This window comes from Pseudomonas sp. B6001 (genome assembly GCF_013386015.1).
Taxonomy (GTDB): domain Bacteria; phylum Pseudomonadota; class Gammaproteobacteria; order Pseudomonadales; family Pseudomonadaceae; genus Aquipseudomonas.
Map to the genome: position 1 here is coordinate 164106 of NZ_JACAOX010000017.1, position 14034 is coordinate 178139.

The 14034-nt window shown below is 58.4% G+C and carries 13 protein-coding genes; 2 read left to right on the forward strand and 11 right to left on the reverse strand.

What is annotated here, in order from left to right; genetic code table 11:
* Window positions 1-3: 3 nt before the first annotated feature.
* From HX821_RS18120 to glyA, 3 genes are all read right to left on the reverse strand, one after another.
* Entirely contained in the window at window positions 4-1593 is a 1590-nt protein-coding gene (locus tag HX821_RS18120; protein WP_008435597.1) for a GMC family oxidoreductase, read from the reverse strand.
* A 14-nt stretch (window positions 1594-1607) separates the two neighbouring features.
* Window positions 1608-2144, reverse strand: a complete 537-nt coding sequence (locus HX821_RS18125; RefSeq protein WP_023659207.1) for a sugar dehydrogenase complex small subunit — start codon at window positions 2142-2144, stop codon at window positions 1608-1610.
* Window positions 2145-2400: 256 nt separating this feature from the next.
* Window positions 2401-3756 (reverse strand): serine hydroxymethyltransferase, encoded by a 1356-nt coding sequence (gene glyA, locus HX821_RS18130; protein WP_177036190.1) that lies wholly within the window; start codon window positions 3754-3756, stop codon window positions 2401-2403.
* A 278-nt stretch (window positions 3757-4034) separates the two neighbouring features.
* Between glyA and HX821_RS18135 the strand changes: the two genes are divergently transcribed.
* Both HX821_RS18135 and HX821_RS18140 read left to right on the forward strand, forming a co-directional pair.
* Window positions 4035-4640 (forward strand): helix-turn-helix transcriptional regulator, encoded by a 606-nt coding sequence (locus HX821_RS18135; protein ID WP_003216382.1) that lies wholly within the window; start codon window positions 4035-4037, stop codon window positions 4638-4640.
* Window positions 4627-5523, forward strand: a complete 897-nt coding sequence (locus tag HX821_RS18140; RefSeq protein WP_003216380.1) for a queuosine precursor transporter — start codon at window positions 4627-4629, stop codon at window positions 5521-5523. The genes HX821_RS18135 and HX821_RS18140 overlap by 14 nt, the downstream gene beginning before the upstream one ends.
* A gap of 112 nt (window positions 5524-5635) precedes the next feature.
* On the opposite strand, the gene queC is transcribed toward HX821_RS18140, so the two are convergent.
* The 8 genes from queC to hmpA form a co-directional block, all read right to left on the reverse strand.
* Complete coding sequence (queC, locus tag HX821_RS18145) at window positions 5636-6328, reverse strand: 7-cyano-7-deazaguanine synthase QueC (RefSeq protein WP_003216378.1); 693 nt, start codon at window positions 6326-6328, stop codon at window positions 5636-5638.
* A 102-nt stretch (window positions 6329-6430) separates the two neighbouring features.
* Window positions 6431-7318, reverse strand: a complete 888-nt coding sequence (gene cyoE / locus HX821_RS18150) for a heme o synthase (protein ID WP_003216376.1) — start codon at window positions 7316-7318, stop codon at window positions 6431-6433.
* Between the two features lie 11 nt (window positions 7319-7329).
* Entirely contained in the window at window positions 7330-7665 is a 336-nt protein-coding gene (gene cyoD / locus HX821_RS18155; RefSeq protein ID WP_003216374.1) for a cytochrome o ubiquinol oxidase subunit IV, read from the reverse strand.
* Window positions 7665-8291 (reverse strand): cytochrome o ubiquinol oxidase subunit III, encoded by a 627-nt coding sequence (locus HX821_RS18160; RefSeq protein ID WP_008435616.1) that lies wholly within the window; start codon window positions 8289-8291, stop codon window positions 7665-7667. Before HX821_RS18160 ends, cyoD begins: the two co-directional genes overlap by 1 nt.
* A 3-nt stretch (window positions 8292-8294) precedes the next feature.
* The gene (gene cyoB, locus HX821_RS18165) at window positions 8295-10313 is read right to left on the reverse strand and encodes a cytochrome o ubiquinol oxidase subunit I (RefSeq protein WP_003216371.1); all 2019 of its coding nucleotides are present in this window, start codon (window positions 10311-10313) and stop codon (window positions 8295-8297) included.
* A gap of 3 nt (window positions 10314-10316) precedes the next feature.
* Window positions 10317-11258 carry a ubiquinol oxidase subunit II gene (gene cyoA, locus HX821_RS18170; protein WP_008435619.1) on the reverse strand — a complete coding sequence of 314 codons (942 nt, stop codon included), beginning with the start codon at window positions 11256-11258 and terminating at the stop codon, window positions 10317-10319.
* A gap of 798 nt (window positions 11259-12056) precedes the next feature.
* Window positions 12057-12563: a disulfide bond formation protein B gene (locus HX821_RS18175; protein ID WP_008435621.1), complete on the reverse strand. Its 507-nt coding sequence runs from the start codon at window positions 12561-12563 to the stop codon at window positions 12057-12059.
* A gap of 260 nt (window positions 12564-12823) precedes the next feature.
* Entirely contained in the window at window positions 12824-14005 is a 1182-nt protein-coding gene (gene hmpA / locus HX821_RS18180; protein WP_177036191.1) for an NO-inducible flavohemoprotein, read from the reverse strand.
* Between the last annotated feature and the right edge of the window lie 29 nt (window positions 14006-14034).

A 14034-nucleotide genomic window follows, 5' to 3' on the forward strand; every position in this document is an offset into this window, starting at 1 on the left:
GACCTAGACCTCCCGCGCAATGATGTCGGCCATACGGATACTCAGCGCCACGCCGGCCAGGGTCGGGTTGATGGTGCCGGAGGCCGGTATCACCCCGGTGGTGGCGAGAAACAGGTTGGCGTGGTCGTGGGTGCGGCACTCGTGGTTGACCACCGAATCCTTGGGGTTGGCGCCCATGATCACGGTGCCCATCAGGTGGTCGCGGTTCTGGTAGCCGGTGTTGTCTTCCACCACCGTGCCGCCCATCAGCTGCACGAAGTGCGCATAGTCTTCAGTGACGCCGGCCTTGGCCGCCTTCACGTAGTCGCCCACCTCGTAGTTGACCACCAGCATCGGAATGCCCAGGGCGTCCTTGCGGGTGCGGCTCGGGCGCACGGTGTTGGTCTGCAATGGCAGGGTTTCATACACGGTAGAGACGTCGACCCAACGCGCCGCATCGTGGCGGATGCGTTCGTCCAGCTCCTTGCCGTACACGCCCTGGGCGATCAGCCGCTTGGCCACGGCAATGTTCGGCACGTTGTTGGAGATCGAGTGTTTGACCGAGGCCCGCTCCTTGCGGAACTCGCCGTCGCGGCGGTTGAAAATCCCGCCCTGCTGCACCGCGCCGCGTCCCGGCCACAACGGCTCGTCGGCGATAAATTGCAGGCCTTGGCCAGTGTGGTCCATCAGGTTGCGACCGACCTGGTCGGAGGAGTTGGCCACCTCGGAAATCAGCAGCAGCTTGGGGGTTTCCAGACCGTGGGCGGCAACGATGAAGTACTTGGCAGTGAGCCGCACATCAGCGCCGGTGGAGCTGCGGTAATGGATCGCGACGATCTTGTCGTCCGCGCCTTTTTCCAGCTTGTAGGCGGTGGCGTCGGTGATCAGCTTGGCGCCGGCCTGTTCCGCATGGCGGGCGTGCACGTCGCCGCTGTACATCGCGCCAATGGGGCAGACCGGCATGCAGTTGTTGTTGCCGCTGCACGCCGGGCGCCCGTCGTAGGGTTCAGTGGCACGGCCATTGGGCTCATGGATAAAGTGATACCCCGCCGGTGCCATGCGTTCGCGCAGGCGCTGGAACAGGTAGGTATCACCTTCCGGCGCCATCGGGTACGGGCTTGAGCGTGGCGGGAAAGCGCCGCCGCCCTGCCCGCTCTGGTCCTGGGTGTCACTGCCGCATACGCCCAGGGCAATTTCCGCACGCACGTAATAGGGTTCCAGCTCGCTGTATTCCAGCGGCCAGTCGCGACCTACGCCGTAGAGCGTCTTGAGTTTCATATCGTTGGGCAAGTAACGCCAGCACGCTGCCGCCCAGTGCCAGGTGGTACCGCCCACCAGTTTCAACATGCCGGGGCGGAACTCGAAAGAACCGGTGTTCTCGATGTATTGCTCATCGTAAGAATGATGGGCCCACGGTTCATTCGGATAGGGTGAGTTGTAATTGCCCTTGTTCGACGAATTACGGAAGTTCTCGACTATCTTCCAGCGGGGAATATGTTCACCGGCTTCCAGAATAATCACTGACTTGCCGTGCCTGGCCAATTCAAAGGCTGCGTTACTGCCTAATGCGCCGGAGCCAACCACAATGACATCGGCGTCAAAATCCTGATTCATAAAAGTGCCTTGTCTTAGTCGTTGGCCAGCGTGGCCGGAGGATTGACCCAGTAATTGGTTTTTCCCCGGGAGTACGTCGGGATCACCGTGGCGTCCGCGGTCGGCGCATAGGCCAGGGCGCCGGTGAAGGTGACCAGGCGCGTGCCGTCGGTGGCGCGCAGGGACACCGGCGTGCCGGTGTAGCCCAGGTACCAGGCGGAGACGATTTTCTGCGTCGTGTCCTTGATCACCGGGTCGGCGTAGAACGGGCTGCCGGACAACTGGCCGACGTTGCGCAAGTGATGCTGGCCAACCTTGCTCCACAAGGCTTTGATCTTCTCGGGGAATGCAGGGTCGTTCCGGGTGCACTGAGCCAGGATGCGCAAGGACAAGGCGGCATCCAGGTTCGAGCGTTCGAGGAGGAACATCGACAGTTGGCGGAAGGATTCAATGTCGTCGCTGGCGGCGCTGCTGACTTCCTGCGCCAGCGCGGCACCTGCCCACAGCGGGGCAAACAGGCCAGCACCGGTCAAGGCTGCGCCTGAATACAGGAGTTTTCTTCGGGTTATCACGGGATATCTCCTCATGAGTCGAACAACTATCGGCGCACGGGCCTAGTTCGACTTCACTGCAAAAGGCTGAGTACTTCGTTCACGGAGGTTGAACGGACTTTAAGAGCCCTTTTTATAACTGCCAGGAGAACGCCAAGCTGTCGTGCAGCTTGTTAATGATGAGAATGAGCAACAACGCGACCGTCTATAACAGCCGCTTAAACACCGTACAGCAATTTATCCTGCAATAACATGAAACATCCATTTGGATGTTTGCTCAGTTGTGCAGGTAATCCGCGAGGGGATACTTCGCGCACAAGGCTTGAGCCTGCAAGCGCAGTGATTCCTGTGCATTCGGATCCAGGGTGAACTTGTGCTCGTTGAGGGGCGTGACCGCATCGAGTACCCGGCACACCAGTTCGACGACCTGCCGACATCCATCGGCGTCGAGCTGGCGTTGCGCCAGGGAGCCGGTGCCGATACACAACCCGCCAGCGACGAATGACGGTCGCGTCTCTCCCGGTGCGCGATGCTTGTCCACGATGATGCCGCACTGCTCCAGCGCCGCCTGGGCGATGGCGCCGGTGATGCCGCCACGCAAGCGAATCAGCACCGAGTGGTTTTCACTGCGCCCGCCCACCACCTCGTAGTCACAGGCCTGGAACGCGCTGGCCAGTTCGTCGGCCGTGGTGCGAATACGCGCCATCCAGGCGTCGAAATCCGCGGACATGGCGTAGCCGAACGCCGCCGCCTTTGCCGCGATCATGTTGAAGGCCGGTGCGCCCTGCATTCGTGGGAACACGGCTTGATCGAGGAGCCGGCTGAAGCTGGTCTTAAGGCCCGGCACCTTGGTTTCGGCGTCGCGACCGGAAAGGATCAGGCCGCCACGCGGGCCGCCCAGTTGTTTATGGGTGCACAGCGTAGTGACGTGGGCTGCGTCGATCGGGCTCGGATGGCGCCCGGTGGCGACCAGGCCGGCGATGGTCGAAATGTCCGCCAGCAGGATCGACCCGGCTTCGTCGGCAATCGCACGCAAGCGCGCGAAATCAATGGTGTGCGAGTAGGCCGTCGCCCCGCAGATGATCACGCGCGGGCGATGGGCCAGCGCCAGTGTGCGCACCTGGTCGTAGTCGATAACACCCTTGGAGGTAGTGCCGTACCTGAGCGCCTTGTAGTTCGCGCCGGTGAACGCGACGGGGCTGGCGTGGCTCAGATGCCCGCCGTGATCGGGGGCCATGCCGAGCACGGTGTCTCCCGGCTCCAGCAAGGCCGCCAGTACCTGATAGTTGGCAGTCGACCCCGAGTGTGATTGCACACCGGCGTATTGCGCACCGAACAGCTCACGCGCTCGGCGCACAGCCAGGGCTTCGACCCGGTCGGCATTCTCGCAGCCGGCGTGATGACGCCAGCCGGGCGTGCCCTCGGCGGTCACGTTGACCAGCAGCGAGGCGGACGCCGCCAGGATATTCGGCCTCACTGCGCAGGACGAAGCGGCCAGCGACAGCGTCTGGTGTTGGCGCGTGACTTCCGCATCCAGCAACCCTGCCAGCTCCGCGTCTTCTGCCCGTAGATCCGCCAGCCCTCGTTGCAGCAGGTCGGCCTGGTGGGTAAGTGGTTGCGTGTCGACTGCCATTGTCCTGTGTTCCTTCCCTGAAAATCCCGTGCGCCTTTCCGTTGGGCGCAGGGCAATTAAGCAGAAAAATGAACATTTTCCAAATTAAATGATTCTTTTTGGCCGCACACAGGGGGACAAGACGCGGTTTTTCCTGGCTGGATGATGGCCAATCGCCAAAAAACTGATCACGGTCTTTATTCTTGTGGCAGGCGCATGCAACACTTCGCGCCGCGGCGAAGCACGCACCCCAGCGCAACATGGACGCTCTGTGTAGAACATAAGGAAGTGGTGGGCATTTGATTCACAGAAAAGAACGCACCGAGTATTTGAAGAGCAATATCAAATACCTGATCAAGAGCCGCGGAGAGACGCAGCTGTCGTTGTGCAATGCGGCCGGGCTGACCAGAACCACGATCTACAACATTCTGGAAGGCAAGGTCGTCAACGTACAGCAGTCCACCATCCGCAAGATCTCGGATTTCTTCGGCGTTTCCTATGAAGAAATCGAGACCCTCGACTTCGAAGAAAAAGAGATCATCGACAGCAGTATTTCCCCCCAGGGCAACATGAACCCTGCTGCCGTGCCGATCATCAAGCAAAGCCAGGTCATGGCGAGCATGGACAAGCGCATTGGCGAACTCGCCACGCTGTACCCGCTGACCTACTACTTCGGCACTTCCTACAACTTGATAGCCGTGCTGCTGGAACATGCGATTGCCGGCGTCAACGAGCCGGGCGATTTGTTGATCGTGCAGAAAGGGACGTCGAGCGACGACAAGGAAAAGTTGGTGTACGACAGGCTCAGCAAAAAACTATTTATCACGGATCAAGCGTGTGTCAGCTCGGATCGTATCTGTGTGGTGGGAGATATCATCGAGGAGCGCTTCAATGACAACGTATGAGCACGAAGTCGAGAACAGCAAATACAAGTTGCTGGGGTTCGAGAATGACAAGAGCCTGGCGGTGATCATGGTGATCGCCACGGGCAAGATCATTCGGATAAAGCTGAGCGAAGTGCTGAACAGCGAAATCATGGACAATTTAAACAAAATGGAAGTCAAGAACATGTACAAGAAGTTCTACTCACAGGGCGGAGCGCTGACCGCGTACGACCTCAACGACCGCAACGAGAACTCATGGATGATTTACATCATCCTGAACCTGCTGCTCTTTACGTTCTATATCTTCACCAGCATCGCCGCGACCAAACCTATTTACCTGGAGTCGCTGGGCATTATCGTCACGCCCGGCACGTTCCTTTACCCGCTGACGTTTCTGATCGTGGACTTGCTCAACGAACAGTTCGGCCTGCGGCTGGCGAGACGGGCCATCCTGTTTGCGTTTGCCAGTAACGCGATGATCATCATCCTGCTCTACGGCTCGACCTTCCTCCCCGGTTTGCCAGGCTGGAAGCTCGACGGGCCTTACAACGACGTGATCATCCAGGTGTCGTCGGTGCTCATCGCCTCTTCGGTTTCGTTCCTGGTGTCGGAGAACATCAACTCGTACCTGCTGTGCAAGATCAAGGAGCTGACCAATTCCAGGTACCTGTTCCTGCGGATTTTCCTGAGTACGTTCTTCGCGGTGATCATCGACAGTTTCCTGTTCTGCTTCATCGCGTTCTACGGCGCCATGCAGACCAGCGACATCCTGAACATGATCTACGTGCAGATCGCGATCAAGGTTTGCTTTGCCTTCTTCAACATCCTGCCGGCCTATGGCGCCCGCTCGCTGTTCAAGCGCTACATCACGGGCGATACCCAGGCCCAACCACACGCCAGCTGATGATCGTTCCCACGCTCTGCGTGGGAATGCCGCCTTGGACGCTCCGCGTCCGCCTTTGTGACGCGGAGCGGCACGGGATGCGTTCCCACGCGGAGCGTGGGAACGATCGACATCACGCCAGTTTGCTTTTCAGGCTCTGCATGACGGCTGCCTTGTTTTCGAGGTAGTCGTTCAGGCCACGTGCGCGAAGGTTGCACGCGTCGCAGTTGCCACAACCCGTACCGATAATGCCGTTGTAGCAGGTCAGGGTCTGGTTGCGGATCAGGTCCAGCTGCTGATGATCGTCCGCCAGGGCCCAGGTCTCGGCCTTGTTCAGCCACATCAACGGCGTTTCCAGGCGCACGTCGTATTCCATGCCCAGTTGCAGCGCTTTGTTCAGCGCCTTGACGAACTCGTCCCGGCAATCGGGATAGCCGGAGAAGTCGGTTTCACACACCCCGGTGATCACCGTTTCCGCCTTGACCTGGTAGGCGTAGATCGCCGCGAGGGTCAAAAACAGAATGTTCCTGCCAGGCACGAAGGTGCTCGGCAAACTCTCGCCCGAGCTGTTCACCGTGGGTACCGGAATGTTGTCGCGGGTCAGGCTGCTGATGGCCAGCTCGTTCAACAGCGACACGTCCATCACTTTGTGAACGGTGGCGCCCAGCTGTTTGGCGAGTTTCTGTGCGACTTCGATTTCCGCCACATGGCGCTGGCCATAATCGAAGGTAATGCAGTGCACCTCGTCATACAGCGCCAGTGCCTGGATCAGGCAGGTGGTCGAATCCTGCCCACCACTGAATACGATAACGGCTTTTTTACTCATCACGCTGCTTCCTGCATTTGTAAGATTTGGCATAGTTTAAAGGCCCCTCAATAAAAAACCCCGCGCTTCTTTCGAAGGCGGGGTTTTTTACTGCTCGATCACTCAGTGAGCGTACGTCAGCAGCAACTCTTTCGGCACCTGGAAATCCAGGGACATCATCACGCTCAAGGCGGTGATGGTGAAGATCGAGAAGACGAACAGCTTGCGTGCCCAGACGGTGTCATCCACCGCCTTGTAGCCGGTCCAGGCCATGTACAACCAGTACATGCCCATGGCGGCGGCAACGGCGAGGTAGCTCATGCCGGCGTAGCCACTGAAGGTCAACATCAAGGTCGCCACGAGGAAGGCCAGGATGTAGAGCAGGATGTGTTTCTTAGCGACCTTGATGCCACGCTTGACCGGAAGAACCGGAATCGAGGCAGCCAGGTAGTCGTTGAAGCGGAAGATCGCGATGGCATAGGAGTGCGGCATCTGCCACAGGCTGAACATCACCAGTAGCACCAACGCGGCCATGTCGAAGCTATTGGTCACAGCCACATAACCAATCACCGGCGGCATCGCCCCCGACAGACTGCCCACCAGCGTGCCGTGAACCGACTTGCGCTTGAGGTACAGGCTGTAGAAGCCGACGTAGATGACAAAGCCGATCACGGCAAACAGCGCCGCCAGCGGGTTGGCCACCTTGTACAGCAACACCACGCCGGCGATACCCAGGATGGTCGCGAAGATCAGTGCCAGTTTCAGGGAGATAAGGCCCTGGACCAGCACACGATTCTTGGTGCGTTCCATCTTGATGTCGATATCGCGGTCGATGCAGTTGTTGAATACACAACCGGAAGCTACCACCAGGGACGTGCCGATCATCGCAGCCAGGAAAATGGCCAGATCGACATGCCCCTTGGAGGCCAGGAAGAAACCGCCTGCCACAGAAAGCACGTTACCGAAAATGATCCCCGGTTTGGTGATTTGGATAAAGTGCTTAAGCGACATCGGGTCTTACCTCACTTCGCCATCATGAACGTATGGATGCTGAACATGATCCATACCGACAGGCCAACCAGCAGGAGGATCACCAAACCTGCGAACACGAACGCAATCACGTTATCGCGCTGAGCCTTCGAGCGGTCCAGGTGCAGGAAGTACACCAGGTGAACCAGGACCTGGATCACCGCGAACGCCAGGACGATCATCAAGGTGATCGACTTCGGCAAGGTTGGGTACATCACCAGGCCGAACGGGATCAGCGTCAGGATGACCGACAGGATGAAGCCAATGGCGTACGACTTGACGCTGCCGTGGCTGTCATCATGGCTGTCATGGGAATGTGCATTAGCCATTACAGAGTCCCCATCAGGTAGACAACGGTGAAGACGCAGATCCAGACCACGTCCAGGAAGTGCCAGAACAGGCTCAGGCAGCTCAGGCGAGTCTTGTTGGTGTTGGTCAGGCCATGTTTGTTGACCTGATACATCATGGTCGCCATCCAGATCAGACCGGCAGTCACGTGCAGACCGTGGGTGCCTACCAGCGTGAAGAACGCCGACAGGAAGCCGCTACGGTGCGGGCCGTAACCTTCGGAGATCAGCAGGTGGAACTCGTTGACCTCCATGCCGATGAAGCCCAGGCCGAACAGGAAGGTCAGTGCCAACCAGCTCAGGACGCCTTTCTTGCTGCCCTTGTAGAAGGCCAGCATGGCGAAGCCGTAGGTGATCGAGCTGAACAACAGCAAGGCGGTTTCGCCGAGCACGTAAGGCAGTTCGAAGATGTCGTGGCCCGACGGGCCACCCGCTACGTTGTTTACCAGTACCGCGTACACCGCGAAGATCGACGCAAACAAGATGCAGTCGGTCATCAGGTAGAGCCAGAAACCGAATACGGTCATTGGCCCCGAGTCGTGGTGATGGTCATCGTGCCCATGGTCATCGACATGGGCGTGTCCAGCATTGGTCACTAAGTTCGACATGGTTTAAGCCTGTTCCAACGAGGTTTCAACACGGTTGGCCGGGATCTTCTTCTCGGCAACCAGGCGAGCGTGTTGCTCGGCTTCGATGCGTTCGATCACGTCGACCGGCACCATGTAGCCTTGGTCATCACGGGCAGCGTGAACGATGAAGTAGCCGATGGTGCCCACCAGGCTCACGATGGCCAGCCACCAGATGTGCCAGATCATCGCGAAACCGAACACGGTCAACAGCGCGCCCATCACAACGCCGGTAGCGGTGTTGTTAGGCATGTGGATCGGTTCGTAACGCGCAGGCTTCTGGTACGCAGTACCGTCTTCCTTGGCTTCGGTGAACGGATCGATGCTGTCAGCCTTCGGCAGTACGGCAAAGTTGTAGAACGGCGGTGGCGACGAAGTCGACCATTCCAGGGTGTGTGCATTCCATGGGTCGCCGGATTCGCACATGTTCTGCTTGCGATCACGCACGCTGACATACAGCTGGATCAGCTGGCAGGCGATACCCACAGCGATCATCAGTGCACCCACCATGGCAACGTACAGGTACGGTACCCACTCAGGGTTGGTCGTGGCGTTCAGACGACGGGTCATGCCCATGAAGCCCAGAGCGTAGAGCGGCATGAACGCGACGAAGAAGCCCGAGATCCAGAACCAGAATGCAGCCTTGCCCCAGCCTTCGTGCAGCTTGAAGCCGAACGCTTTCGGGAAGTAGAAGCTGAAACCTGCGATGTAGCCGAATACTGCGCCGCCGATGATCACGTTATGGAAGTGAGCAATGACGAACAGGCTGTTGTGCAGCACGAAGTCAGCACCCGGGATGGCCAGCAGTACGCCGGTCATGCCGCCGATCGCGAAGGTCACCATGAAGCCCAGGGTCCACAGAACCTGGCTGGTGATACGCAGACGACCGTGATAGATGGTGAATAGCCAGTTAAATAGCTTCACCCCCGTCGGGATGGAAATCAGCATCGTCGCCAGTCCGAAGAACGCGTTGACGCTGGCCCCCGAACCCATGGTGAAGAAGTGGTGCAGCCAAACCATGAAGCCCAGTACCGAGATCGCGCCCGAGGCGTAGATCATCGAATGGTGACCGAACAGGCGCTTGCCCGAGAAGGTCGAGATCACTTCAGAGAAGATACCGAACGCTGGCAGGATCAGGATGTACACCTCAGGGTGACCCCATGCCCAGAACAGGTTCACGTACATCATTGGATTGCCACCAAGTTCATTGGTGAAAATGTGGAAATCCAGGTAACGGTCAAGCGACAGCAACGCCATGGTTGCAGCCAGGATCGGGAACGATGCAACGATCAGTACGTTGGCCCAGGTGCAGGTCCAGGTGAAGATCGGCATGTCCATCAGCTTCATGCCAGGGGCGCGCATTTTCAAGACGGTGGCCAGGAAGTTGACCCCCGTCAGTGTCGTCCCGAGTCCTGATAACTGTAGCGCCCAGATGTAGTAATCCACACCCACGCCCGGACTGTAGGCCAGGCCCGACAATGGCGGATACGCAACCCAACCGGTCTTGGCGAATTCGCCGACGCCCAGGGACAGGTTGATCAGCACTACGCCGGATACCAGCAGCCAGAAGCTCAGGGAGTTCAGGAACGGGAACGCAACGTCACGCGCACCGATCTGCAGCGGCAAGGCAAGGTTCATCAGGCCGGTGAAGAAAGGCATCGCCATGAAGATGATCATGATCACACCGTGGGCGGTGAAGATCTGGTCATAGTGTTCAGGAGGCAGGTAGCCAGGCGAACCCTCGGTGGCCATGGCCAACTGGGTACGCATCATGATGGCGTCGGCAAAACCACGCAGCAGCATGACCATGGCAACGATGACGTACATGACGCCAATTTTCTTGTGGTCGACCGAAGTCAGCCACTCGGTCCACAGGTAGGTCCACTTCTTGAAGTAAGTGATACCTGCAAACAGTGCCAGACCACCCAGCGCGATCATGGCGATGGTCACCATCACGATCGGCTCGTGGAACGGGACCGCATCCCAACTTAATTTACCAAACATCGTTTACTCCTCTGCCCCAGCAGTTGAATGCGAGCCCGTGTCAGAACCTTCAACCGCGGCCACTTCTTTCTTCTCGTGCTCGATCGGCTTGCCTGGCTTCATACCTTCGTACTTGTCGACGATTTTCTGAAACAGGTCCGGCTCGTACGTGGAGTACAGGGCGACTGGGTTGTTCTGGCTTGGTTTGGCAAGGGCGTCGTATTCAGCTTGATCAAGCTGTTTAGGTGCGGCCTTGACTTCGGCTACCCAGGCGTTGAAATCTTCCTGGCTCGTCGAGATCGCTTTGAATTTCATGCCGGTGAAGCCAGCACCGCTGTAGTTGGCGGAGATGCCTTCCATTTCAGCTTTCTCGTTCGCGATCAGGTGCAGACGGGTCTGCATGCCTGCCATCGCGTAGATCTGGCCACCCAGTGCAGGGATGAAGAACGAGTTCATCACGGCGTCGGAGGTGATCCGGAAATTAAGCGGGGTGTTCTCCGGGAACCGGATCTGGTTCACAGTGGCGATACCCAGGTCCGGGTAGATGAACAGCCACTTCCAGTCCAGCGCGACCACTTCGATGTTGATCGGCTTGACGTCGGAGTCCAGCGGACGGTACGGGTCCAGCTCATGGGTCGACTTATAGGTGATGTAACCCAGGGCGATGATGATGAGGATCGGCACCAGCCACACCGCGATTTCAATCTTGGTGGAGTGCGACCACTTCGGCGCGTAGGTGGCGCTGGTGTTCGACGCGCGGTATTTCCAGGCGAACGCGAACGTCATGATGATCACGGGCACCACGACCAACAGCATCAGCAGGGTGGCGGTGATGATCAGGTTGCGTTGATCCAGACCGACCTGACCTTTAGGGTCGAGCAAGGTCCACTTGCAGCCTCCCAGCATTAACATCATGCCAAGCAGCGGCAAAAAGCCTAGTAATCGGGGGTACCTGTTTTTACTCATCTCACGACCTCTAAAGCAGCTTGCGCAATGCAGTTGGGTTTTGATCGCCAACACTTCACCCTGCCAAGGGTTGGCATTTCTCTTCGATTGAATAAGGGCCTGCCCGTCGCACCTTGCGCGAATCGACACGTCCCGGGCTAGCGGTGAGTTCTTATTCGAATTCGTTGGTCAAAGGCCTTGTTACAGACCAATTCCATTTGGTGCGGATAGTTGAAAGGCTGCCGGCACCTGGGGTCGCATGAAACGTTACATCCGCTTCTCGACCGCCCTAGTTTGCTCAGGGGTGAGCAGCACCGGACATTCAGTGCGGGCGATTGTAGTTAGCTAGCGATGTATAAACCATGTCTTATCCAGAAATAATTTTTATCGTTTCCAGCAATAATCCTTCACCATTATTGCAAAGGTCCGCGATCGTATCGCGTTTGATTCTCGACAAAAACCACAAAAAATGCCGTGTTATTGGGCAATCTGCCACATCCCTTACAGCCTGTAAGGGCATCGAAAACGGATCCAAGTCCCCTAAAAACAAGGCATTCGGACATCGGGCAATGTCGCCGACCGCACGCCACTCGCGGCGTCGGCCAGACGACGAACTGACAGCCATAAAACGCCGCTTCATGCAAATTTATGGCGCGTTTACGAGCGTCAGAAACGTCCTGCGACAGCTTCCGTGTGACAACATGTCGCACGCTGCGCACACCCAAACTTGCCCCGCGTCACGGCCTCTTCACAAATGCCTACAAACAAAAACGCCCCAGCCTTCTTTAGAGGAAGGCCGGGGCGTTGAGTTGTAACCGCTTAGGCTTTGCCCTGGCGATTACGGTAAATGCCCAGTGGCACCAGGATCACCGTCAGCACAAAGGCCACCAGCGCCCACTGGGCCAGGGACAGGCCGAGCACGGGCGGGTACGGCGTCTCACAGAAGCCGTCGACCTGGAACCCCAGGGGAAACACCGAGGCCAGCGGCAAGCCATCGACAATCGGTTGCAGCACGTCGATGCCGCAGCTGACCTTCGGAAAGAACTGGATGTACACGTGATAGCCGGCAGCGGCGACGCCCCCCAGGGCGCTGAGGGTCACCAGTGCTTCAAACACCGTGACACTGCGGGTGGTGCGCATGGCGGCACCGATGAAGGCGAAGATCGCGATCAGCAGCAAGGCATAACGTTGCAGGATGCACAGCGGGCAAGGGGCCTCGCCCAGCACCACCTGCATGTACAGCGCCCCGCCGATCAGCGCCAGGCAGATGATGCCCAGCAGTACCAGAAAGCGTCGCTCCCTGCCCAAACGCAATTCGTCGATCATCCCCGTTTCCCTTTAGCCAATGATGGTTGTGCCAATGGCCGCAAGTTTACACGCGGACGGTGAAAGTTGAGCAGTTGGCGTGTGGAGGTTTAAACAGGAGGCATTAACAGGAGATTAATCAGGGAAAATGGAGATCAAAATGTGGGAGCGGGCTTGCTCGCGAAAGCGGAGTGTCAGTCACTGAATGTGTGCCTGATACACCGCCTTCGCGAGCAAGTCGAATCGTCGCACCGCCGCTCCCACATTTTTGACCGAGTAAGTTATTCCAGGGCCGACGCCGGCCCAAAGAACTCATACCGGCTCTGCGCTTCCGGCACACCCAGGGCCTTCAAGTGACGCTTGATCGCCGCCATGAAGCCTTTAGGCCCCAGGAAGTACGCATCCACATCGCGCTCCTGCGGCAGCCACGCCGCCAGTTGCTCCTGGCTCAGCATCCCGACCTTGTCCGCCGCCGGGCTCACGCCATCATCCTCGGCGTAGCAATAGAAGCGCTTGAGCTGTGGATGCTGCGCCGCCAGGCCGTCCACCCATTCGCGGAACGCATGCACGCCGCCATTACGCGCGCAGTGGATAAAGTGAATCGGACGCTCGGTGGCCAGCGCCGCTTCGAGCATCGGCAATGTTGGCGTGATGCCCACGCCGCCGCTGATCAGCACCAATGGCTTGTCGCTGGCCGCCAGGGTGAACTCCCCCGAAGGCGGGAACAGATCGATGGTCGCACCCACATGGAACTGGTCATGCAGGTAGTTCGACACCCGCCCACCGGCTTCGCGCTTGACGCTGATGCGGTACTGGCCCGAATCGCCACGCGCCGACAGGGAATAGTTGCGGCGCACTTCCTCGCCCTCCAGCACCAGCTTCATGCCGATGTACTGCCCAGGCTCGGCGGCCAGGATCGGGCCGTTATCCACAGGCGCGAAGTAAAACGAGATAATTTCCGCGCTCTCCTCCACACGCTTGACCAAGGTGAACGGCCGCGCGCCACGCCAGCCGCCCGGTGCTTGTTCCTTCTCTTTATAGATAGCCGCCTCGGCACCGATCAGGATGTCGGCCAATTGGCCATAGGCGGCGCCCCAGGCACTCATCACTTCAGGGGTGGCGATTTCGCTGCCCAGCACTTCGGAAATTGCCCGCAGCAGGCAGGTACCGACAATCGGGTAATGCTCCGGCAGGATCTGCAGGGCCACGTGCTTGTTGATGATCTTTGCCACCAGATCGCCCAACTGGTCGAGTTGGTCGATATGCCGGGCGTACATCAGCACGCCGTTGGCCAAGGCCCGGGGCTGGTCGCCGCTGGCCTGGTGGGCCTGGTTGAACAGCGGACGTACTTCTGGGTATTCGGACAGCATCATCCGGTAGAAATGGGTGATCAGGGCTTCGCCGCCACTTTCCAGCAGGGGCACGGTGGATTTGACGATGGCACGGTCTTGGGCACTAAGCATGGCAGACTCCTGAGTCTTCTTACTGAATA